Annotated in this window: 19 protein-coding genes, 1 tRNA gene and 1 pseudogene; 13 read left to right on the forward strand and 8 right to left on the reverse strand. The window is 60.9% G+C overall.

Annotated features, from left to right (window positions below; genetic code table 11):
• Positions 1-217: 217 nt before the first annotated feature.
• The 8 genes and pseudogenes from Q1A34_RS22005 (at position 218) to Q1A34_RS00035 (ending at position 6,010) form a co-directional block, all read left to right on the forward strand.
• Positions 218-469: an MFS transporter gene (locus Q1A34_RS22005; protein WP_366942792.1), complete on the forward strand. Its 252-nt coding sequence runs from the start codon at positions 218-220 to the stop codon at positions 467-469.
• Positions 466-669 (forward strand): hypothetical protein, encoded by a 204-nt coding sequence (locus Q1A34_RS22010; RefSeq protein WP_366942793.1) that lies wholly within the window; start codon positions 466-468, stop codon positions 667-669. Before Q1A34_RS22005 ends, Q1A34_RS22010 begins: the two co-directional genes overlap by 4 nt.
• A gap of 72 nt (positions 670-741) precedes the next feature.
• Positions 742-1,119, forward strand: coding sequence for a hypothetical protein (locus Q1A34_RS00010; protein WP_300029002.1), 378 nt, complete (start codon positions 742-744; stop codon positions 1,117-1,119).
• A gap of 30 nt (positions 1,120-1,149) precedes the next feature.
• Positions 1,150-2,278 (forward strand): annotated as a pseudogene (locus tag Q1A34_RS00015) (IS3 family transposase).
• A 205-nt stretch (positions 2,279-2,483) separates the two neighbouring features.
• Positions 2,484-3,506 carry a tRNA dihydrouridine(20/20a) synthase DusA gene (gene dusA / locus Q1A34_RS00020; RefSeq protein WP_300029005.1) on the forward strand — a complete coding sequence of 341 codons (1,023 nt, stop codon included), beginning with the start codon at positions 2,484-2,486 and terminating at the stop codon, positions 3,504-3,506.
• Between the two features lie 22 nt (positions 3,507-3,528).
• Positions 3,529-4,353 (forward strand): sulfite exporter TauE/SafE family protein, encoded by an 825-nt coding sequence (locus tag Q1A34_RS00025; RefSeq protein ID WP_300032285.1) that lies wholly within the window; start codon positions 3,529-3,531, stop codon positions 4,351-4,353.
• Positions 4,353-5,138, forward strand: coding sequence for a hypothetical protein (locus tag Q1A34_RS00030; RefSeq protein WP_300032286.1), 786 nt, complete (start codon positions 4,353-4,355; stop codon positions 5,136-5,138). Before Q1A34_RS00025 ends, Q1A34_RS00030 begins: the two co-directional genes overlap by 1 nt.
• 86 nt (positions 5,139-5,224) lie before the next feature.
• Positions 5,225-6,010, forward strand: a complete 786-nt coding sequence (locus tag Q1A34_RS00035) for an inositol monophosphatase family protein (RefSeq protein ID WP_300029008.1) — start codon at positions 5,225-5,227, stop codon at positions 6,008-6,010.
• A 6-nt stretch (positions 6,011-6,016) separates the two neighbouring features.
• Here the strand turns inward: Q1A34_RS00035 and Q1A34_RS00040 are convergent, their stop codons facing one another.
• The 3 genes from Q1A34_RS00040 to putA all read right to left on the reverse strand — a co-directional run bounded on the left by Q1A34_RS00040 (position 6,017) and on the right by putA (position 10,620).
• Complete coding sequence (locus tag Q1A34_RS00040) at positions 6,017-6,388, reverse strand: GFA family protein (protein WP_300029011.1); 372 nt, start codon at positions 6,386-6,388, stop codon at positions 6,017-6,019.
• A complete protein-coding gene (locus Q1A34_RS00045) occupies positions 6,385-7,128 on the reverse strand; it encodes a rhomboid family intramembrane serine protease (RefSeq protein ID WP_300029014.1) in 744 nt (247 codons plus the stop codon). Before Q1A34_RS00045 ends, Q1A34_RS00040 begins: the two co-directional genes overlap by 4 nt.
• Positions 7,129-7,197: 69 nt before the next feature.
• Positions 7,198-10,620, reverse strand: coding sequence for a bifunctional proline dehydrogenase/L-glutamate gamma-semialdehyde dehydrogenase PutA (gene putA, locus Q1A34_RS00050; protein WP_300029017.1), 3,423 nt, complete (start codon positions 10,618-10,620; stop codon positions 7,198-7,200).
• An 88-nt stretch (positions 10,621-10,708) separates the two neighbouring features.
• On the opposite strand from putA, the gene Q1A34_RS00055 reads away from it, so the two are divergent.
• The 4 genes from Q1A34_RS00055 to Q1A34_RS00070 all read left to right on the forward strand — a co-directional run bounded on the left by Q1A34_RS00055 (position 10,709) and on the right by Q1A34_RS00070 (position 14,689).
• On the forward strand, positions 10,709-11,206 hold the full coding sequence (locus tag Q1A34_RS00055) for an Lrp/AsnC ligand binding domain-containing protein (protein WP_300029020.1): 498 nt from the start codon (positions 10,709-10,711) through the stop codon (positions 11,204-11,206).
• A 32-nt stretch (positions 11,207-11,238) separates the two neighbouring features.
• Positions 11,239-11,793, forward strand: coding sequence for a tetratricopeptide repeat protein (locus tag Q1A34_RS00060; protein WP_300029023.1), 555 nt, complete (start codon positions 11,239-11,241; stop codon positions 11,791-11,793).
• A 41-nt stretch (positions 11,794-11,834) separates the two neighbouring features.
• Positions 11,835-11,920: transfer RNA gene (locus Q1A34_RS00065), tRNA-Leu, on the forward strand.
• A 177-nt stretch (positions 11,921-12,097) separates the two neighbouring features.
• Positions 12,098-14,689: a methyl-accepting chemotaxis protein gene (locus Q1A34_RS00070; protein WP_300029026.1), complete on the forward strand. Its 2,592-nt coding sequence runs from the start codon at positions 12,098-12,100 to the stop codon at positions 14,687-14,689.
• Between the two features lie 112 nt (positions 14,690-14,801).
• Here the strand turns inward: Q1A34_RS00070 and metG are convergent, their stop codons facing one another.
• The 4 genes from metG to Q1A34_RS00090 form a co-directional block, all read right to left on the reverse strand.
• A complete protein-coding gene (metG, locus tag Q1A34_RS00075) occupies positions 14,802-16,520 on the reverse strand; it encodes a methionine--tRNA ligase (protein ID WP_300029029.1) in 1,719 nt (572 codons plus the stop codon).
• A 68-nt stretch (positions 16,521-16,588) separates the two neighbouring features.
• A complete protein-coding gene (locus tag Q1A34_RS00080; RefSeq protein WP_300029032.1) occupies positions 16,589-17,845 on the reverse strand; it encodes an MFS transporter in 1,257 nt (418 codons plus the stop codon).
• A 65-nt stretch (positions 17,846-17,910) separates the two neighbouring features.
• Positions 17,911-18,504 (reverse strand): YceI family protein, encoded by a 594-nt coding sequence (locus Q1A34_RS00085; RefSeq protein WP_300029034.1) that lies wholly within the window; start codon positions 18,502-18,504, stop codon positions 17,911-17,913.
• A 60-nt stretch (positions 18,505-18,564) separates the two neighbouring features.
• A complete protein-coding gene (locus tag Q1A34_RS00090) occupies positions 18,565-19,215 on the reverse strand; it encodes a hypothetical protein (RefSeq protein ID WP_366942794.1) in 651 nt (216 codons plus the stop codon).
• Positions 19,216-19,337: 122 nt separating this feature from the next.
• Between Q1A34_RS00090 and Q1A34_RS00095 the strand changes: the two genes are divergently transcribed.
• Positions 19,338-20,381 carry an aldo/keto reductase gene (locus tag Q1A34_RS00095; protein ID WP_300029037.1) on the forward strand — a complete coding sequence of 348 codons (1,044 nt, stop codon included), beginning with the start codon at positions 19,338-19,340 and terminating at the stop codon, positions 20,379-20,381.
• A gap of 3 nt (positions 20,382-20,384) precedes the next feature.
• On the opposite strand, the gene Q1A34_RS00100 is transcribed toward Q1A34_RS00095, so the two are convergent.
• On the reverse strand, positions 20,385-21,341 hold the full coding sequence (locus Q1A34_RS00100) for a helix-turn-helix domain-containing protein (RefSeq protein WP_300029040.1): 957 nt from the start codon (positions 21,339-21,341) through the stop codon (positions 20,385-20,387).
• Positions 21,342-21,409 lie beyond the last annotated feature (68 nt).

Consider the following 21,409-nt stretch of genomic DNA (forward strand, 5'->3'; position numbering starts at 1 on the left):
ATGATCTGTTCGTCACTAAATCTACGTTTCATGGTCCATCCTTAGCTTGGGCGGATCAACAGCACCTAAGTGGCCTGGTTTGAGGGGATTGGATCACCTCCAAAGACTCATCTTTGAGAGAGCGTGTCATGAAACTTTGGAGGCTGTCGGCCAGCACCTAGAGAAAGCTACCTGTTTTGCTGGCCCTTATCTGGCAATCACAGCCGTTATCCAACTCATGATCGGTCCCATGTCAGACCGCATCGGACGGCGGCTTGTACTGCTGGTTGCTTTGCTCGTTTTCGCTATCGCATCTGTCGGCTGCACCTTTGCGCCGAACGTTCATGTTTTTCTGGTTTGCCGAATGCTCCAGGGCGGGATCAATGGCGGCTATGTGCTTTCGCTGGCAATCGTGCGCGACATCCGGACTGAGCGCGAAGCGGTGAGCCTGATTGGCATATCGGGATGGCGATGGCAATCGCCCCAATGATCGGTCCCATGCTGGGGGGCGTACTGGACGCCTTCTTTGGCTGTCGATCTGTCTTTGGTCTCTATGCCGTCGCGGGGTTCGGGTTGCTCCTCCTGTGTTGGTTCGACCTTGGAGAGACAAAACTGCGAAGGGCAACAGATGCTGCTACGCCGGTACCCTGCACAACGACGCCGATCCGTGAGCTGCTGTTCTGGGCTTAAGCGCTCTGCGGTACGCTGTCTGTAGGTGCATTCTACATCTTTTTGACAGGCGCGCCCCTTGTCGCTCAGTCCATGTTCAATGTCACAACCGCCGAACTCGGCTTCTACATCGGAACCATTACCGTTGGCTTCATGATCGGTGGCTTTCTAGCCGGTCGAGTTGAAAAGAACTTCGAACCCACGACCATGATGATCGTTGGAAGAGTTGTGGCCTGTGTAGGTCTTGCCAGTGGATTGGCGCACCTCACTTCAGGGATAACGTTAGCAGAGTTGTATATTGCAAATACGATTTTCGTAGGACTAGGAAATGGAATTACCATGCCTGGAAGCCATGCGGGTGCCATGTCGGTTCGGCCCGACCTCGCGGGTAGCGCTGCCGGACTGAGCGGCGCGCTTATCGTTGCAGGAGGTGCCGTTTGGACGTGTCGCGGTTTGATGCCGCTCTTTTGATAGCATTTATTGCACCAAAGGAGATGAACTATGGGACTGAAACGGACGGACGAATTTCGTGCTGACGCGGTGCGGATCGCGCTGACGAGTGGACTGACGAGGAAGCAAGTTGCGTCAGATTTGGGTGTCGGGTTGTCGACACTGAACAAGTGGGTGACTGCGCATCGCGACACCGAAGTGGTGTCTGACAAAGACCTCGATCTTGCCCGTGAGAACGAACGACTTCGACGAGAGAACCGTATTCTCAAGGAGGAGAGGGAAATCCTAAAAAAGGCAACGCAGTTCTTCGCGGGCCAAAAGCAATGAGGTTCCGGTTCATCGAAGAAACACTAATACATTCCGCGCCAAGCGGATGTGCAATGTACTGGATGTCAGCGAACGTGGCTTGCGTGCCTATCGCAGCCGACCTGCCAGCCAAAGGCAGCGAACCGACATGGTCGTTCTGGCACACATCAAGGAACAATCGCGTCTCAGCTTGGGCAGCTACGGCCGTCCGAGAATGACGGAAGAACTAAAAGAGCTGGGTTTGAACATTGGCCACCGCCGCGTCGGCAGGCTCATGCGTGAGAACGGCATCCGGGTTGAAAGATCAAAGAAATACAAGGTCACAACAGATAGCAATCACGCTTTCAATATCGCGCCGAACCTGCTGAACCGAGACTTCCATGCCAATCAACCGAACCAGAATTGGGCAGGTGATATCAGCTATGTCTGGACACAAGAAGGATGGCTCTACCTGGCTGTCATACTTGATCTACATTCTCGTCGGGTGATCGGCTGGGCCGTTAGCAATCGCATGAAGCGCGACCTGACGATCCGTGCGCTGAAGATGGCCGTGGCGCTGCGCCAGCCACCCAAAGGCTGCATTCATCACGCCGATCGCGGGTCGCAATACTGCTCACATGACTACCAGAAACTGCTGCGCCAGCATGGGTTCAAGGTATCCATGAGAGGCAAGGGCAATTGTTATGACAACTCCGCCGTCGAGACCTTCTTCAAAACGATCAAGGCAGAACTGATTTGGCGAAGGTCATGGCCAACACGCCGATAAGCCGAATTGGCAATCTTCCAATACGTCAATGGCTTCTACAATCCGCGAAGGCGGTACTCAGCATTGGGCTGGAAAAGCCCAGTCGCCTTCGATCGGAAAGTGGCCTAAACGAACACTTGGGGCGGCACTAATACGGGACAGGTCCAATCTGGGCAAGCCAAGCGGCAGAGCCATCTTTGCGCTTTCGCTTGATGATGGTACCCATGGGGTTACAACATTTGGCCAAAGTTACAACATTTGTTGTAAATCATGCCAAAAATAGGGGAGAATTACAACATATGAGGCAGTAACGAGGCGGATAGATGAGCGGTAAATGGCTGATAAAAAAATAAAATCTAACGTTCTCAATGCGTCGCGCTTATCCGTTGCGCCCATGATGGACTGGACCGACCGGCATTGCCGTTTTCTTCACCGGCAGCTCAGCCGCGAGGTTCTGCTGTATACCGAGATGGTGACATCGGCTGCGCTGGTACGCGGCGGGGCTGAGCACCTTTTGGAGTTTTCGCCAGAGGAACAGCCTGTGGCGCTGCAGCTTGGCGGATCTGATCCGGCCGAGCTTGCCGAAGCGGCGCGGATGGGAGAGGCGCGGGGATATACTGAGATTAACCTGAATGTCGGCTGCCCGTCGGACCGGGTGCAGTCGGGTTGTTTTGGCGCCGTGCTGATGGAGCGTCACGCACTGGTGGCCGGGTGTGTTTCGGCTATGCGCCGGGCTGTGGACGTGGATGTGACGGTTAAATGCCGTATCGGCGTTGATGATCAGGACCCCGAGGAGGTGCTGCCAGAATTCCTCGCACGGATCGTGGGGGCAGGGTGCGAGCGTGTGGCCATACACGCCCGCAAAGCCTGGTTGCAGGGGCTGAGCCCAAAGGAAAACCGCGATATTCCGCCGCTGAACTATGATCTGGTGCACCGGATGAAAGGGCTGTTCCCAAATCTGCATATTTCGGTGAATGGTGGCATTACCACGCTGGAGCAGGCTGAGATGTTCCTTGATGGCGGACTGGATGGCGTGATGATCGGGCGCGAGGCTTATCACAATCCCGTTGCCGTGCTGGGCGCGGCGGACCCTGTCATCTTTGGCCGGGGCACCGTGCGCACGGCAGAAGAAGCCGTTACGGCCATGCTGCCCTATATCGACGCGCATATTGAGGCAGGCGGGCGGCTCGGTCAGATCACCCGCCATATGCTTGGTCTGTTTAATGGCAGGCCTGGCGCACGGGCCTGGCGGCGGATGCTGTCGGAAGGGGCGCACAGGCCCGGTGCCGGACGCGCGCTGGTCGAGGAAGCTCTGTCCCTGATCGCCCCGGCCGATCCTGTCGCCCGCGCCGGCTGAAATTTCCATGACCCCGGAGCTGATGCCTGATCCCGTTCTGCTGATGCAGATGACCGCCCTGCTGGCCGTCATCGGTGCTTTTGCCGGCGTTCTGGCCGGATTGCTGGGTGTCGGGGGCGGGATTGTTCTGGTGCCAGCCTACTTCTACGCCTTTTCTGTGCTGGGATATGGCGGTGATCAGCTGATGCAGGTCAGCGTGGCCACCTCGCTGGCAACGATCATTGTGACCTCTCTGCGCTCTGTGCTGAGCCACAATAAAACGGGCGCTGTGATCTGGCCGGTTCTGCGGGGCTGGGCACCGGGTATCATGGTGGGGGCGGTGGCCGGTATGCTGGTGGTGGCACAGTTGCGCAGCACCACATTGCAGCTGCTGTTCGGAGTGCTGGCCGTGACCGTGGGGCTCTACATGGCGCTTGGGCGCAGTCACTGGCGATTGGGGTCAGAGATGCCGGCAGGCCCCGCGCGTCTGTCGATGTCGCCTGTCGTCGGGTTTCTGTCCGTTCTCATGGGCGTGGGGGGCGGCAGTTTTGGTGTGCCGCTGATGACGCTCTATGGGACGCCCGTGCACCGTGCAGTGGCAACCGCGGCGGGGTTTGGGCTGCTGATCGCCGCACCGGCCGTGCTCGGGTTTCTGCTCAGCCCGGTCGCGGCAGAGGCGAGGCCCCCTTGGACGGTCGGGTCGGTGAATGTGGCGGCGTTTCTTCTGACCATTGGCATGACGCTGATCACGACCCCGCTGGGGGTACGGCTGGCGCACAGTCTTGATGCGCTGCCGTTGCGCCGCGTGTTTGCTGTTTTTCTGCTGCTTGTGGCCGCGAATATGATCCGCAAGGCGCTGGCCGGGTGATGCCTTTTGAGCAGACCGGCTGGCGCGTTTTTGCACCGGAAACACCGACCCTGACCTGGACGGAGCACGCCGCGCGCGATGCAGAAAGAGCTCTGAAGGACCCTGCACTGGCGCATCTTTATCAATGCGAAGGGACCTGGTTTGTGGGCCTCGACGCGCTTGACAACGATGCATTGGGCCGCGTGGCCGGCTCAGAACCTCTCAGCGGGGCAGCCGTGGAGTTTCTGCGCGCGCGCGTGGGATGCTGGCCCGCGCTGCACCGTGCGCAGCTGTCGGTGACGTTTCCGGGCTATCCGCGGCCGCGTGCGGGAGAAAACGCGGCGGCTTTTCGTTACAGGCGGAACCGGGACGCGGCCCATGTGGACGGGCTGATCGGTATCGGGGCGCCAAAACGCCGGTTTGTCCGGGAATCGCACGCCTTTATTCTTGGTATTCCGCTGAACACCGCTGACCCGGCCGCAGCCCCGCTTGTTGTCTGGGAGGGTAGTCATCTTATTCTGCGCAGGGCTTTCGCAGAGGCTTTTCAGGGCCTGCCCGCAGACAGCCTGCCGGATCTTGATGTAACCGACGTCTACCAGCGCGCACGGCGGGAGGTGTTTGAAACCTGTCGCCGTGTACCTGTCACCGCGCCACGTGGCGGAGCGATCATCATCCACCGGCTGGCACTGCACGGAGTTGCCCCCTGGCAAGAGGGCGCGCGCGCCGGGGGCGACCGACGGATGATTGCCTATTTCCGGCCCGAAATGCCTGGCGGTGTCGCGGCCTGGGTTGCGCCGGATGCATGACCGCTTGCCGCGCAGGTTGCCCCCCCTTGGCAAGGGCGCATACCTCGCCTATACGCGCAGCCTGTAGTTCACATGAGGTCCCGGATATGGCTGGCAGCGCAAATCTCAACATTATGATCAAAGCCGCCCGCAAAGCGGGGCGGTCGCTGGTCAAGGACTTCCGCGAGGTTGAGAACCTGCAGGTGTCAATGAAGGGGGCGGGCGATTTTGTGTCCCGTGCCGATCTGAACGCCGAAAAGATCATCAAAGAGGACCTGATGGGCGCGCGCCCGACATATGGCTGGGTGGGCGAGGAATCTAACGAGGAAGAGGGCCAGGACCCGACCCGCCGCTGGATTGTTGACCCGCTGGATGGCACCACCAACTATCTGCACGGTCTGCCGCACTGGGCTGTATCCATTGCGCTGGAGCACAAGGGCCAGGTTGTGGCTGGTGTCGTCTTTGACCCGGCCAAGGATGAGATGTTCTGGGCAGAAAAAGGTGCGGGCGCATGGATGAACGAAAGCCGTCTGCGCGTATCAGGCCGCAGCCGAATGATCGAAAGCGTCTTCGCCACCGGTCTGCCCTTTGGCGGTCGCGGTGATCTGCCTGACACGCTGCGGGAACTGGGCCGCGTTCTGCCGGGTTGTGCCGGTGTGCGCCGCTGGGGTGCTGCGGCGCTCGATCTCGCCTATGTGGCTGCCGGTCGCTATGACGGCTACTGGGAACGCCGTCTGAATGCCTGGGACATCGCTGCAGGTTTGATTATCCTGCGTGAAGCGGGTGGACTGGCGGAACCCATCGATCCGGCAGGTGATATCATTGCGGATGGCACGATTATCTGCGCCAACGAGGCGCTTTTTGCACCACTGGCAAAACTTATCCGCGACTGATCCGTGTCAGGTGTCCGCAGGGTGGTTCACGCCATCGTGCCAGATCATCGGTTCGTAATCCGTCGGGTCCTGCCCGTCGATGCAGCCGATGTTCACACCGATTTCTGAAGGATCCGAGCGGCGCCGGTGATGCGTGTAAATCCCGCAGTCGCCACAGAAATAATGCTCGGCGGTTTTCGTCCCGAACTGATAGCAACGCAGCTGTTCCGCGCCGGACAGGATTTTCAGAGAACTGTATGCGCAGCTGACATTGCCGGCCTGACGGCGGCGGCAGAAGGAACAGGTGCATCTGGCAGGGGACATGCCACGCCCTTTCAGTTCCGCTGTAATCACCACCGAGCCGCAGTGGCAGCGTGCTGTAATCAGTGTCCCGGTCACCTGCGCCGCACTTTCGGAATGCGGCTTCGCGACACGACGTATTGCGCTTCGGGGTGCGGAGGATGGCCATGGGTGCGCTGCCAGAAAGCCGGGCCACCACGCGCCAGCCAGGCCGGCACAATGAGCACCAGCCCCGCCACAAACCCGCCTGCGTGCGCCCAGTAGGCAACACCACCGGCCTGCGGATCAGACCCGATACCGCCCAGAAACTGCATCGCGAACCAGACGGCCAGCATGATCCAGGCCGGTATGGGAAAAACGCGGAAAAAAACGATCAGAATAAGCAGGATATCGACCCTGGCGCGGGGAAAGAGCAGCAGGTAGCCCCCCATAACCCCGGCGATGGCCCCCGAAGCCCCGACCGTCGGAATGCCCGAGCCAGGATCAATCACGACCTGAGTAACCGCCGCAAGCACGCCGGAGGCGAGATAGAACCCCAGATAGGTTACATGGCCAAGAGCGTCCTCGATATTGTCGCCGAAAATCCACAGAAACAGCATGTTACCCAGCAGGTGCATGATGCCCCCGTGCAGAAACATCGAACTGAACAGGGTGTAGTATCCGCCGCCATCAGAGATGCGGGCCGGTATCATCGCCCAGTCGTACCACAGGGCATTCATCACCCGGACGTTCTGCATGTCGCCCCAGTAGCTGAGGAAAACCAGAACGTTTACTGTCATCAGGCCCCAGGTGACCCAGGGCGTGCGGCCGGACGGATTATGATCACGGATCGGAAACATGCCAGCACGCTCGGTGATTGCGCGCCGGGGGTCAAGGACCGCCGTGAACTGACCGGCGGCCCATTGGAATTATGTCGCAGCCCCGAGCAATGCAGCGTTGCCCCCCGAAGCTGTCGTGTCGACACAGACGTGCCGTTCAGCGCGGACCCGCGCATCATCGGGGCGACCGGGGATCAGCGGAATGATCGGGCCTGTGCGCTCTGACAGAGCACGTTCTGTTGCGCGGCCGGTCTCTTCATCGCCCCACCACAGAACACCGCCCCAGGCGGGGCCGTCGGTCAGCATTGCCGGGTCTGTTGCGCCTGTCGTTTCAACGGCGACGCCTCCCAGCGCGCGCACAGCGCGGGCCTGGGCTGCGGCGGCATCCGGTCCGGGGCCCATGCACAGGAGTGGCGCGCGGGGCAGGGTGCTGAGCCGGTTGGATTCGCCCGTCGGACCCGGCAGGCTTTGCGTGCTCAGGGCCAATGCAGGGGCCTCGGGGGCTTCTGGCAGACGGTCTGCTGTGCTGTTCCAGCTGTCTTGCGTGGTTTCTCTGTCCGGGGCACCGAAACGGGGCAGATAGTTCGGACCGCCTGCTTTTGGTCCCGTGCCTGACAGGCCCTCGCCGCCGAAAGGCTGACTGCCGACAATGGCACCGATCTGGTTACGGTTGATATAGACGTTTCCGGCTTCGATGCGTTCCGACACATGCTGGACCCGGTCGTCAATCCGGGTGTGCAGGCCAAAGGTCAGCCCATAGCCGGTGTTGTTGATGTCAGCGATGACCTGGTCCAGCTCGTGCGAGCGGAAGGTGGCCAGATGCAGCACCGGCCCGAAAATCTCCCGTTCCAGATCACCGATCCCTTTTACGCCGATCAGGGTCGGGGCGATAAAGGTCCCGCCTGGTGGTGTGTCCAGTTCTTTGATGACGCGTCCTTCCGCGCGCGCGGTGGCGATGTGATCGGCAATGCCCCTGCGCGCGGTTTCGTCGATGACAGGGCCGAGATCTGTCGACAGCGCCCAGGGGTCGCCCGCCTGCAGCGCGAGCATCGCGCCTGTCAGCATCCTGGTGAAGTCCTCTGCAATGTCTTTCTGGACATACAGACAGCGCAGCGCCGAGCACCGCTGACCTGCGGACTGAAAGGCGCTCTCGATGATGGACTGAACTGCCTGTTCGGGCAGGGCTGTGCTGTCAACAATCATAGCGTTCAGGCCACCGGTTTCCGCGATGAGCGGTGTACCCGGCATGCAGTGCTGCGCCATGTTTTTGCGGATGCGCTGTGCGGTGGCTGTCGATCCGGTAAAGGCCACGCCATTCACGCGCGCATCACCTGTGAGCAGGGCACCCACATCCCCCCCGCCTGGCAGCAGCTGCAGTGCGTCGCGCGGGACGCCAGCCTCATGCAGGAGGGAGACGGCCAGGTGCGCAATCAGCGGCGTCTGTTCGGCTGGTTTTGCCAGCACCGCATTGCCCGCGGCCAGTGCGGCCGAGATCTGACCGCAGAAAATGGCCAGGGGGAAGTTCCAGGGCGAAATGCAGGTAAAAATGCCCGCGGGCGGCGCATCGGTGGCCTGCGTCGCATAGTACCGCAGAAAATCAACGGCCTCCCTGAGCTCGGCGACACAGTCCGGCAGGGTTTTGCCAGCCTCGCGTGCCAGCAGCGCAAAGAGCTGGCCGTGGTTTTCCTCCAGCAGGTCACTGGCCCGGACCAGCACAGCCTGCCGCGTTGCCAGCGGGGCGCTCCAGGGGCGGGCGGCGTCAAAGGCTGTTGCAACATCCGCTGCAGTGGCGTTCTGAACGATGCCCGGGCTGTCATCGGGGTTGAACGGGTTTTGTACCGGGACGACGTCGGCCTCTGCGGCAGCGCCTGCCAGCAGGGGCGCTGCTGACCATGTGGCGTTCCGCCAGGGCGCTCGGGCGGCTTCAATCGCGTCCAGGGTTTGCGTGTGGGTCAGGTCAAACCCTCGGGCATTCCGGCGCACGGGCTGATAGAGGTCGGGGCCGGTCTGGATAATATGCGTATCCGGTGTTTCCAGTGCCGCAAACGGGTCTGCGGCCACAACCTCCGGCGGAACGTTCTCATCCACGATCTGGTTTACAAAGCTCGAGTTCGCACCGTTTTCCAGCAGGCGGCGCACGAGGTAGGCCAGCAGATCACGGTGCGCACCGACGGGCGCATAGATGCGGCAGCGTGTGCCGTTCTGTTTCATAACCAGACGGTGCAGGGTTTCGCCCATGCCGTGCAGACGCTGGAATTCATAGCTCTGCGGATCGTCCGCCATGTGCAGGATGGCTGCGACCGTATGGGCGTTATGCGTGGCGAATTGCGGGTAGATCCGGTCGGTTTTGCCCAGCAACCGGCGGGCATTGCTGATATAGGAGACATCGGTCGCGGCCTTGCGGGTAAAGACGGGAAAGCCGTCAATGCCCTCGACCTGCGCGCGTTTGATCTCTGTATCCCAGTAGGCGCCTTTCACCAGCCGTACCATGATGCGCCGGTCATGGCGCCCGGCCATGTCATAAAGCGCATCGATGACCGTACCGGCCCGGGGGCCGTAGGCCTGCACCACAATGCCGAACCCGTCCCAGCCCGACAGGGCGGGCTCACCCATGACGCGGTCAATCACCTCCAGTGACAGGGCCAGCCGGTCTGCTTCTTCGGCATCGACGTTCAGCCCCATACCGGCCGACTTTGCCAGCAGTGCCAGGGCCCGCAGACGCGGGACAAGATTGGTCATGACCGCCTCTGACTGTGCCACCTCATACCGTGGATGCAACGCTGACAGTTTGACCGAGATACCGGGGTTTTTGCGGATATCTTCATCGGTGCAGGCCGTCGCAATGGCAGAAATGGCGCGTGAGTAGCTCAGGTGATAGCGCTTTGCATCGGCTTCTGTGCGCGCGGCTTCCCCCAGCATGTCATAAGAGTAGGTAAATCCGCTTTTCTCCATGTTCGCAGCGCGTTCCATTGCGGCGTTAATGTCTTCGCCCAGAACAAACTGGCGCCCCATTTCTTTCATGGCGCGGCTGACGGCGGTGCGGATGACCGGCTCGCCCAGTCGTTTGATCGCAGCGCGCAGGTGGCGCACCGGTCCGGGCTGCTCGTCATCCAGGACCCGGCCTGTCAGCATCAGCGCCCAGGTAGAAGCGTTCACCAGGCTGGACGTGGAGTGCCCAAGATGACGCCCCCAGTCAGATGGGGCGATCTTATCCTCGATCAGGGCATCAATGGTGTCTGCGTCGGGCACGCGCAGCAGCGCCTCGGCCAGACACATCAGTGCGACGCCTTCATCCGTGGACAGGCCGTATTCGGCCAGAAAAACCTCCATCAGACCCGGGGCGGTGCTGCTGCGGATATCGCGCACCAGTGCCGCGGCATCTGTGCTGATCTGCTGCCGGTCCGCAGGGCTGAGGGCTGCGGTCTGTGTCAGGTCTTTCAGTACCGTCGCCTGGTCGGCCCACGTTCCGGCATCGATCAGGTGGCGCAGCGTGGCAGGTGTATCGCGGGGCATGGCAGGTCTCCAATCATGCATTTTCTCTAGTGTACCGCGTTCCACGAAGTCATAATGACTTAATATCGGGATTCCAAAGGGACAGAGTATGAAATTTATCGAGGATGGCGATAAAAGTGAAAAGATGACGCTCGATCGCTTTGACCGGTCGATTCTTTCCGTATTGGCCGAGGATGGACGGATCAGCATTACGGATCTGGCGAAACGCATCGGATTGTCCAAATCTCCCACACAGGCGAGACTGCGGCGGCTCGAGGAAGCCGGTGTCATCATCGGATACCGTGCGCTTCTGGACCCGATCCAGCTGGGGCTTGACCATGTGGCCTTTGTTGAAGTCCGCCTGACAGATACGCGTCAGGCCGCGCTCACCGCTTTTAACCAGGCCGTTGCGCGTGTTCCCGAGATTGAACAGGCCCATATGATTGCAGGCAATTTCGACTACCTGCTCAAGGTGCGCACCCGCGATATGACCGCCTATCGGCGGTTCCTGGGCGACACGATCTCAGGGTTGCCGCATGTCGCTAACACGTCGACCTATGTAGCGATGGAAGCGGTGAAAGAAACGATGCTGTCGGACACCACTTGACCGGTGGCAGAGATGTGCCACCATAATGGGCTATGAAAACACTCTGTGTGATACTTTTCCTGGCCGCCGGGGGCGCAGGTGCAACCTGTCCTGCGCCACAGGATACGTCAGAAGAAATTGGTGCGCTCTTTGAAGAGGCGCGTGCCGCAGAAAACGATCAGGCAGGCCAGCAGATCGCAGCAAAGATGTGGCAGGTCTGGCTGCGCGCGCCGAACGAGACGGCGCAGGAGGTTCTGGACCGGGGCATGCGGTACCGGTCGGGTTTTGACTTTGCATCTGCGCTGCGGGAGTTTGACCGCCTGGCAGAGTATTGCCCGCTCTATGCAGAAGGCTTCAATCAGCGGGCTTTTGTGCATTTTCTGCGCGAAGACTATGAAAGTGCACTGGTAGATCTGGACGCAGCCCTGGCTTTGTCACCGGATCATGTGGGCGCGCGATCAGGCAAAGCACTGACGCTGATGAATATGGGGCGCATCCCCGAAGCCCGGGCCGAGCTGATACTGGCGCTGGAAAACAACCCCTGGCTGTCCGAGCGATTTCTGCTGAATAACGGTGGTCCGCTGGCGCTGCCAGGAAAGGATATCTGACCCGTTTACACCCCGGCAATGCGCGCTATTGTGCACCGCAGGCCCGCGTGGTGGAATGGTAGACACAGGGGACTTAAAATCCCCAGGCAGGAATGCCGTGCCGGTTCGAGTCCGGCCGCGGGTACCACGACGGCCGAGCCGTTTTCCCAAATTCGACGCTTTTTTTATCGTGGTTTTCCGCGGTGGAACGGTAGCATTAAGCCGACCGTAAGAAGTTGTGAGTAACGCTCTGGCATATTCGTGTGCGCCGCCATTCAGCAGGATGGGAGGGTGCCGCCGACTTTGCCCGCAGAGGAACTGACAGATGTCGCCAACAACCCGATCTGAAAAAAAGCGCAACCCGCTGAACAGTCTTTTCGTCAAATGTACTGTGATGGTGCTGGTCTGCGTCGTAGCCGTTGTTGCGACGATTGTGATGATCGAAAACCGGTCCAAAGCGGAACTTACGGGCAACGCCCTGAGCGAGCGGGCGGCCGAGGTCACTTATCTTCTGTCGATCCAGCTTGGCGGCGCGATTAAATTTGGGAATGCACCGGTCATTGAACAGACCGTTGACAACGTTATGACGACGGCCAAGCCGGACGCCATCGGTGCGCTGGTGATGCGCTCTTCCGGCGAGGTAATTTTTCAGTCCGGCGATGAGGGTTTCAACACGGAAACAGCAACAGCCCTTGCGGCGCAGGCTCTGGAAACGGGCGAGCCTGCCTTTTCTGCCGATGGTCTTGCGGCCGCTTTCCCCGCGATCTTTGGTGATGGCGATATCTCCGGTGTGGTCGTATCGGTCTGGAGCGCTGAAAACCAGAAAGCGCTGTTGCAATCGATGCTGACGAAGGCCCTCTCGCTCGGTGCAGGGGTTATGATCGCCGCTCTTGCGGCCGCGGGGCTCTTCCTGCGCAATCAGATGTCCAGGCCGCTGATGCGCATAGAAGAAGCAATGGGCCGGATTTCAGAAGCTGAATATGATCTGGCTGTACCCTACACCAGCCGCGGTGACGAGCTTGGCCAGATGGCACGCCGCCTTGATGGATTCCGGGAGGAACTGAGTGCGGCACAGGTAACCGCGCGCGAGAGCGCCTTTAAGGGCGCTGCTTTCTCCGGGTCAACGGCGCCGATGATGATGGTGGATGACAAGCTGAAGGTCATTTTTGTGAACCCGACATGCCAGTCTCTGCTGCAAAACCTCTCGGGCGCACTTTCCGAATACTGGCCTGGGTTCAGCGCTGAAAAAATCATTGGCGAGGATCTGTCGCAGTTCAAACCGCTGAAATCTCATGCGCAGAAAATTCTTTCGGGCGCCGATGACGCATTTCCCTGCAAACTGACTGTGAAAGTCGGCGAGGCGCTGGTTGAACTCAGTCTCAACGGCGCGACCGACAATGAAGGCGCCGGCATCGGCGCAGTTGTCGAGTGGAATGATCGGACGGAGGATGCGCGTAACGCGGCGCTGCTCGGTGCAATTGACGAAAACCAGCTCAGGGTCGAGTTTTCGGCCGACGGCGTCCTTGTTGGCCTGAATGAAAACGCGGCCAGACTGCGTGGAAGCGACATCAGCAGCAATGGCGAGCCCTTTGCGCGGGTGTTTGCGGGGTCGGCAAATGGATCGAAAACAGCGGAAAGTATCTTTTCTTCGGTGCTCAGGGGCGAGCCGGTATCGGGCCGCTTTGACATGGTGTCGGGCGCGGCTTCCCAGCCGATCGTCGAGGGGAGTTTTGCGGTGGTGACTACACCGGAGGGCGTGACTGAGCGGATTATTTTCATCGGCTCTGACGTGACCGAGGCTGCAGAAACCATGAAAAAGTCGGAAGCAGAGGCCGCACGTATTGCTGAAGAGCAGGCAATGGTCGTCGAACAGCTTGGCGTCGGCCTGCAGACCCTTGCTTCGGGTGACCTCTCCTGCGACATAGAAACCAGCTTTCCCCCCGAGTACGAAAAGCTCCGCGCTGATTTCAATGCGGCTACCACGGCGCTGCGAGACGCTATTCAGGCCGTCATGAAGAATGCCATGTCAATCCGGAGCGAAGCCGGAGAAATCACATCTGCAGCGGATGATCTGTCTCGCAGGACGGAAAAACAGGCGGCCACGCTTGAAGAAACGGCCGCCGCGATGGATGAGCTGACGAGTTCGGTACGTTCGGCAGCAGAGGGTGCAGATGAGGCCTCGGCAATGTCGGCAGAAGCGCAGAACAATGCCGAGAGCGGTGGCGAGATCGCAAGAAATGCAGTTGGTGCGATGGACGCAATCAAAACGTCCTCTGAACAGATTTCCAAAATCACATCGGTCATCGATGATATTGCCTTTCAGACAAACCTGCTTGCCCTCAATGCCGGTGTTGAAGCTGCACGCGCGGGAGAGGCAGGCCGGGGCTTTGCCGTCGTCGCAACGGAAGTACGTGCTCTGGCGCAGCGGTCATCGGACGCGGCAAGCGAGATTAACGCGCTGATCTCCAGTTCGGGCGAGCAGGTCCGGCAGGGGGTTGATCTGGTTGATAAAACCGGTGAAGCGCTTGCCTCGATCGTCACCTCTGTGTCGGAAATATCGAAACGCGTGGCCACCATTGCGGCCTCCGCCCGCGAACAATCAAGCGGGCTAAATGAGATCAATACAGCCGTGAATGAACTGGATCATTTCACCCAGCAGAACGCCGCGATGTTCGAAGAAACGACAGCTGCAAGTCACGCGCTGACGTCCGAAGCCGATGCACTGGCATCCGCCGTTGCAAGGTTCCGGCTGGGCGAAGGTCAGGCAGAAATTCAGAGGCCGTCCCGCTCGAAAACGCCCTCTGCACCGACAGCGCAGGCTGCAACCGTCAGAAGCAGCCCCGGATCAGTGCAGGGGAACACAGCCCTGAAGTCCGAGCCGGAGGAAAGCTACGATGCAGGATGGGAAGAGTTCTGAACCGGACAACACGCGCTGCAGAGCCAGAAAAATGGCAACCCGGCCCGCCGACCGGCGACGACCACCCGCTGTTACAGCCAGATTAACCAGGTGGCCGCTGCAAACCCGCGTCTCAGACCCGGGTGCCGCCAAATCTGCTTTGCCACTCTTCAGACTGTTCGTCTGAGATCTTGGCAAAAAGCACGTCCGGGACATCGAAATCATGCCCTGGCCGCAGCGCGCTCAGGAACTCTGCCATACCATCAGGCCAGGCGTTATCCTCAGACCTGAGTGCGGTCAGGATTTTCTCGGACGCATCCGGCACAAAGGGCGCCGACAGGACGGCGAAGAGGCGCGCCAGGTTCAGGCCAAGTCTCGTCTGAGCCGCCGCCTGTTCGGGGTCTGTTTTGAATTCGGTCCAGGGTGCAACCGACTGAAGGTATTCGTTGCCGCGTGCCCAGATCGCACGAAGTTCCGCCGCCGATTTCCGCACTTCCATGCTTTCCATCGCCTGTTCATAGCGCTTCAGCATTTCGGACAGATCGCTGATCAGCGCTTCCTCGTCCGCGCCAAATGTGCCTCCGGCGGGAACTTCCTGTCCGAATTTCGACCGGCAGAATTTGGTAATCCGGCTGACAAAATTGCCGAGCACATCGGCGAGATCCTTGTTCACCGACTGCTGGAAGTTTTCCCAGGTGAACTCTGAATCGCTGTTTTCGGGCGCGTGGCTCAGCAACCACCAGCGCCAGTAGTCTGCCGGCAGGATTTCCAGAGCCTGATCCATAAAAATGCCGCGGCCCTGCGATGTCGAGAACTGACCGCCATCATAGTTCAGATAGTTGAAAGACTTCAGGTGATCGACCAGCTTCCAGGGCTCGCCGGAGCCCAGAACAGTCGCGGGAAAGCTGAGCGTATGAAAGGGCACATTGTCTTTACCCATGAATTGCGTGTACCGCACGTCGCCGGCGCCTTTGTCTGTACGCCACCAGCGTTCCCAGTCTGCATCGTCCAGGCCGTTTGCCGCGGCCCATTCACCGGCGCAGGCAATGTATTCGATCGGTGCGTCGAACCAGACATAGAACACTTTTCCTTCCATGCCGGGCCAGTCCGCATCCCCCCGGCGGACCGGGATGCCCCAGTTCAGATCGCGTGTGATGCCACGGTCCTGCAGGCCATCCCCGTCATGCAGCCACTTTTTTGCAATCGAGGTTGTCAGCACAGGCCAGTCAGATTTGCTGTCAATCCACGCGTCCAGCTCGTCTTTCATCTGTGACTGGCACAGGAAAAGGTGCCTGGTTTCGCGCACTTCAAGATCTGTGGAGCCGGATACAGCTGAGCGCGGTTCGATCAGGTCGGTTGGATCGAGCTGCTTAGTGCAGTTTTCGCACTGATCACCCCGCGCGCGGTCATATCCGCAGTTGGGACAGGTGCCTTCAATATAGCGGTCCGGCAGAAACCGCCCGTCTGCGTTGGAATAGACCTGTTTTTCGCTGACTTCGCGGATCAGCCCTGCATCGGCCAGGCGACCGGCAAAGTGCTGGGTCAGCGCGTGGTTCTGCGGGCTGGAGGACCGTCCGAAGTGATCGAAAGACAGACGGAAACCGTCTGCGATTTCGGCCTGGACTGCATGCATTTCGGCACAGTAGTCGGCGACCGGTTTGCCCGCCTTGGCTGCGGCCAGCTCCGCAGGTGTGCCATGTTCATCCGTCGCACAGAGAAAAAGAACCTCGTGTCCGCGCGCGCGCAGGTAGCGTGCGTAAAGATCAGCGGGCAGCTGGCTGCCCACCAGGTTGCCGAGGTGTTTGATCCCGTTGATGTAGGGAATGGCGGAGGTGATGAGATGTCTGGCCATGGCAATGCGCGCCCCGTACTTCTGGATGTTCCGCCACCCTCTACACCGGCTTGGGCCTGCGCGCCACGCTAATTCTGTGTCTTGTCCCCGGGCTTATCGGCCGTGCCGGCCGCCCGGCTGCGCAGGTTCAGGCGCCCGAGGGTGAAAGAGGTGCGCGGTGTCCAGGAAAAGCCTGTCCGCTCGGTTGGCGCGGGCCGCGCGCGCATCCGGGCGATGCCGAACAGTACCAGCAGAACGTGACCGGCGGCCACCATGACAAAAAGCGCCTGCGGTCCATACCGGTCGATAAACAATGACGCCGTCCAGGGGGCGGCAATGGCCCCGAGCGCAAACCAGAACATCAGCGCGGCAGACAGCTCCACCCGTTCATCGTCGGCGGCGAAATCATGGGCATGAGCGGCGGCAACCGAATAGATCGGGAAGGTGGTTAGACCAAAGAGACCTGCTGTCAGCATGATACCGGTTGTGCCCAGTCCTGCAGAGAACACTGTGATGGCCGAACTGGCGATTGCGGCCACGGACAGCCAGACCAGCACGGTGCGCCTGTCATATTTGTCAGCCAGCCAGCCCACCGGGTATTGCGCCAGCGCGCCCCCCAGCACGAATGCCGCAAGAAACCAGGCGATCTGGCTGGTGCTCAGCCCGACCTCGGTGCCGTAGAGCGGGCCGACCATGCGGAAAGAGGCGCTGGAGAGCGCGGCAACCAGCACCCCTGCGGCTGCGAGCGGCGAGCGCTGGTAGGCCAGACCGGGGCGCAGGCGCGGCGAGGCAGGGGTCTCGGGCTGGCTGACACGGGTCAGCGTGAGCGGCAGCAGTGCGGCACAGCACACAATCGCCAGCAGGTTATAGGAGACGTAGGATGCAGGCGCCAGAACGCTGATGATCATCTGTGCTGCCATCGACCCGGTCATATCGACCACACGGTAGACGGCCATTGTCCGGCCACGCGTCTCATTGGTCACTTTGGCCTGCAGCCAGGCTTCGATCACGGTGTAGCAGCCTGCCACGCACATCCCCGATGCGATCCGCATCACGGCCCAGGCCAGCGGGTCCACAACAAGCATATGGCTCATCAGCCCGATGGCGCCCGCCGCCGTAAAGGCCGCAAAAGCACGAGAATGCCCGACGGTGCCCATCAGCCGGGGGGCCCACCAGCACCCGATGAAAAACCCCAGAAAATGCGCCGATCCCAGAAGACCGATCTCCTGGCGCGAAAAGTTCAGGGCGATCCCGGAGAGGGCGTCAAGGGGTCCGACACCCCCTGACGAAAGCTGCAGAAGGATGGCAGAGAGAAACAGGGCGGCAAAGGAGATGAGCAGTCGCATGATACCGGCACCATCTGCCTCTTGCGCGGCGGTGCCTTGTGGTTATTCGACAAAGGGCGTCGTTTTCAGGCGCGGGCCCGGATTTCTGCGTGAATGTCGATCCGGACCTCATCGTCAACGAGATCCGGATAACCGTTCGCCCCCCAGTTGGTGCGTGCAAGGCTGCCTGTGAGATCGATATAGAGCTCTCTGAGATCATCCGGCGCGGATCCGGCAGGGCGGCTGAGTACCGCGTCCAGACGGATCGGGGCGGTGGTGCCGCGCAGGGTCAGATCACCGTCAATCCGGGCGCCCTCGGAGATGCGGCCGCGCGCGCCCAGGGTGATACCGGTTGAGGAGAAGAGGACCGTGGGATGGGTTTTGGCATCCAGCACGGACGGGCTCAGCAGGGCCTGCGTGACGGGCGCAAAACCGGTGCGCGCGCGGCGGACATCTGCTGTAACCCGTGCCGTAGAGCGGGCAAGGTTGCGCAGATCGACCCGGATGTCAGCCGTGCTGAGCGGTACACGGCCTGTCTGGGCGGTGCCGCTGATCAGAAAAGTAAAGGTCACGGACGAGCGGTCTGTCAGCAGGTCATAGGGTTGCGGTGCTGCAAATGCTGCGGTGGCCAGGCTGGCCAGCCCGCCTGCGGTGACTGCACGTCTGGTCAGTTTTATCATTTGCGGCCCTGCCTTTCGCGCTCACCATGACAGCAGAACAGGTGCAGCGTCGAGTGGGGGTCACGCCGTTTTGATACCGGGTCTGATGCGGGGCGCTTTGTTTTCACCGCCGCGGACGATCTGCCAGCTGCGGCGGGGGGCTGTCCGCGCGCGCAGCCGGTCCAGGCACCAGCCTTCGGGCCCGTCGGCATGGGACGGGGCAAGGTGCCATCGTGTTTCCACCCCTGCGGCCCCGCCCTGGCCCGGGGTCAGCAGCAGGCCTGTGGGGGCATGCATGCCTTCGCGCGCGCCGGTTTCAGCGGCCAGGTGCATCCGGCGCACCTGTGTCAGGCCCGGCAGTCCGGGCAGGTCGGCCACCGCCAGGGGCACCGCGCCGGCGCGCAGCACTTCCTCCATGGTCCACAGCACATCCTCTGCCCGGCGCGGGTGCACAAAAATCAGCCGCGCGGGGTCGATCCAGTCGCGCAGGCCATCGGCATTGAGCTGGTCCTGTGTCCAGGAGGGTGCGACCCAGATCAGCGGGCCGGTGGTCTGTGCGGCCAGCCAGACAGCCAGCGTCCGCCGGGCCGGGCCGCAGGCCTCGTGCACGCGGGCCTTTGCCAGGCAAAGATCGGGCGCATCGTCCAGCAGCGGCAGGGCAGCGGCCGGACGGGAGGGGCGGCGCGAAAGAAGAGGGTCGGACACAGGCATGTCAGCAGTATACTCGTTCACTTTTTGTTCTCAATATTTATTTATGGCCGGTGCGGGCAGGGCTGTGGGGCACGGGCAAAACAGGCTTGCCCGCAGAGCCCTGCGCAGTACAGTCGCCGGAAGCGAGAACAAGGAATACCTGGATGAAGATGAACGAGCTGGGCCGCACCGGAATATCGGTTTCCGAATTTTGCTTGGGATCCATGACCTGGGGCACTCAGAACGTTGCCGCGGAAGCACATGACCAGATCGACCACGCGCTCGATGCGGGCATCAACTTTATCGACACCGCGGAAATGTACCCGGTCAATCCGATCAGGGCGGAAACCATCGGGCGCACAGAGCGCATTATCGGGCTCTGGTTCGAAAAATCAGAGCGCCGCGAAGAGGTGATCCTGGCGACCAAACACTCCGGCGAGGGGATGGCGGCGGTGCGCGACGGGGCGCCGATATCCTCAAAAACCATTGCCGAGACGGTCGAGGGATCGCTGCGGCGTCTCAAGACAGATTACATTGATCTTTATCAGTTTCACTGGCCCAACAGGGGCAGCTACATGTTCCGCAAGAACTGGACATATGACCCGTCGGGACAGCAGTTGCTGGACACAGTGGCCCATATGGAAGACGCGATCGAGGCCCTGCAGAAAGAAGTGAAGCGCGGCACGATCCGCGCCTTTGGTCTGAGCAACGAAAGCGCCTGGGGCACCACCCGCTGGATCGATGTGGCCGAGCGTATGGGCGGGCCGCGGGTGGCTTCTGTGCAGAACGAATACTCGCTGCTCTGCCGGCTCTATGACACCGATATGGCCGAGATGAGCATTCAGGAAGACGTGTCACTGCTGGCCTTTTCGCCGCTTGCCACGGGGCTGCTGACCGGCAAGTACCAGGGCGGGGCCGTGCCGGACAAATCGCGCATGTCTCTGAACCCGGACCTTGGGGGGCGGAAAACAGAGCGCGCGTTTGAGGCCGTTGCTGCCTATCAGGAGATCGCAACACGCCACGGGCTGGACCTGACGCAGATGGCGCTGGCCTGGTGCCGGACGCGGCCGTTTATGGGCTCGATTATTTTCGGGGCGACCACAATGGATCAGCTGGAGACCTGCCTCGGGGCGGTCGATATGGTGCTGAGCGACGAGGTCATGAGTGAGATTGACGCGGCGCACCGGCAGCATCCGATGCCGTACTGATCCTTATCGGGCAGGCAGGGCCCCTTGCCGTAACTGCCGTGCACTGGTGCCGAACCGGACGGCAAAGGCACGCGCAAAGGCCGCCTGGGAGGCAAAACCTGTTGCCAGCGCAATGTCCTGCACGGGCATCTCCGTGTCCCGCACCAGGCGCTCTGCCTCGCCCAGTCGCAGCGACAGGTAATGCGCCTGCGGTGTGGTCTGCAGTTCCCGTCTGAAACGCATCTGCAGCGCCCGCAGGCTGAGCCCGGCGTGACGGGCGATCCGGGGCAGCGGCAGGGGTTCTTCGATCTGCGCTTCCATCAGAGCATGCACGCGCGCCGTTACCGCCGAAACACCTGCAGGCAGACCCGCACGCTGCTGTGGTCGGGCAGGGGCCGGACCCGCGTCATAGATAAAACTGCCCGCGACCCGGGCGGACAGGGCGGGGCTGTGATCGGTTGCGATCACATGCAGCATCATCTCGATCGCCGGGGCGGCGCCGCCGCTGGTCAGCCATTTGCCACTGGCCACAAAACGGGCATTGCCGGCCACCACCTCCGGAAACCGGCGCGCAAACTGTTCGAGGTCCTCCCAGTGGGTTGTGGCGCGGGCCCCGTTCAGCAGCCCGGCCTGGGCCAGGATCCAGGGGCCGCCGTCAATCCCGGCGACACGTTCTGCCCGCCCCGCAAGCCTGCGCAACTGCGCGCTGAGGAGAGGTGTGGCCTGGGCCTCCAGATCAAATCCGGCGACAACGATCAGAAAATCAACGGTTTTTTCCAGATCCAGAGGGCGTGCAGCAATGCTCAGCCCACTGGTCAGATGCACAGGTGCATCGCCCGGCGTCAGAAACCGCCAGTCATACAGGAGCCGCCCGGCCTGCCGGTTTGCAGCGCGCAGCGGATCCACGGCAGCGGCCAGTGACAGTGTGTTGGCCTCGTTCAGAACCAGGACACCGACACGGGTGATTTCTGCGGAATTCATCAAATCAGCTTCGTATTATGTAAAACAACCTCGCGTTTTTTGCGCCATCCTTTCCGTCAGCACAAGGG

The organism is uncultured Roseobacter sp., from assembly GCF_947491795.1.
Classification (GTDB): Bacteria; Pseudomonadota; Alphaproteobacteria; order Rhodobacterales; family Rhodobacteraceae; genus Roseobacter.

Bases quoted from the DNA above. Each gene is read 5' to 3' on its own strand.
- Q1A34_RS22005 (WP_366942792.1), top strand. From the start codon at position 218: ATGATCGGTCCCATGTCAGACCGCATCGGACGGCGGCTTGTACTGCTG.
- Q1A34_RS22010 (WP_366942793.1), top strand. From the start codon at position 466: ATGATCGGTCCCATGCTGGGGGGCGTACTGGACGCCTTCTTTGGCTGT.
- Q1A34_RS00010 (WP_300029002.1), top strand. From the start codon at position 742: ATGTTCAATGTCACAACCGCCGAACTCGGCTTCTACATCGGAACCATT.
- dusA (WP_300029005.1), top strand. From the start codon at position 2,484: ATGGCTGATAAAAAAATAAAATCTAACGTTCTCAATGCGTCGCGCTTA.
- Q1A34_RS00025 (WP_300032285.1), top strand. From the start codon at position 3,529: ATGCCTGATCCCGTTCTGCTGATGCAGATGACCGCCCTGCTGGCCGTC.
- Q1A34_RS00030 (WP_300032286.1), top strand. From the start codon at position 4,353: ATGCCTTTTGAGCAGACCGGCTGGCGCGTTTTTGCACCGGAAACACCG.
- Q1A34_RS00035 (WP_300029008.1), top strand. From the start codon at position 5,225: ATGGCTGGCAGCGCAAATCTCAACATTATGATCAAAGCCGCCCGCAAA.
- Q1A34_RS00045 (WP_300029014.1), bottom strand. From the start codon at position 7,128: ATGTTTCCGATCCGTGATCATAATCCGTCCGGCCGCACGCCCTGGGTC.
- putA (WP_300029017.1), bottom strand. From the start codon at position 10,620: ATGCCCCGCGATACACCTGCCACGCTGCGCCACCTGATCGATGCCGGA.
- Q1A34_RS00055 (WP_300029020.1), top strand. From the start codon at position 10,709: ATGAAATTTATCGAGGATGGCGATAAAAGTGAAAAGATGACGCTCGAT.
- Q1A34_RS00060 (WP_300029023.1), top strand. From the start codon at position 11,239: ATGAAAACACTCTGTGTGATACTTTTCCTGGCCGCCGGGGGCGCAGGT.
- Q1A34_RS00070 (WP_300029026.1), top strand. From the start codon at position 12,098: ATGTCGCCAACAACCCGATCTGAAAAAAAGCGCAACCCGCTGAACAGT.
- metG (WP_300029029.1), bottom strand. From the start codon at position 16,520: ATGGCCAGACATCTCATCACCTCCGCCATTCCCTACATCAACGGGATC.
- Q1A34_RS00080 (WP_300029032.1), bottom strand. From the start codon at position 17,845: ATGCGACTGCTCATCTCCTTTGCCGCCCTGTTTCTCTCTGCCATCCTT.
- Q1A34_RS00085 (WP_300029034.1), bottom strand. From the start codon at position 18,504: ATGATAAAACTGACCAGACGTGCAGTCACCGCAGGCGGGCTGGCCAGC.
- Q1A34_RS00095 (WP_300029037.1), top strand. From the start codon at position 19,338: ATGAAGATGAACGAGCTGGGCCGCACCGGAATATCGGTTTCCGAATTT.
- Q1A34_RS00100 (WP_300029040.1), bottom strand. From the start codon at position 21,341: ATGAATTCCGCAGAAATCACCCGTGTCGGTGTCCTGGTTCTGAACGAG.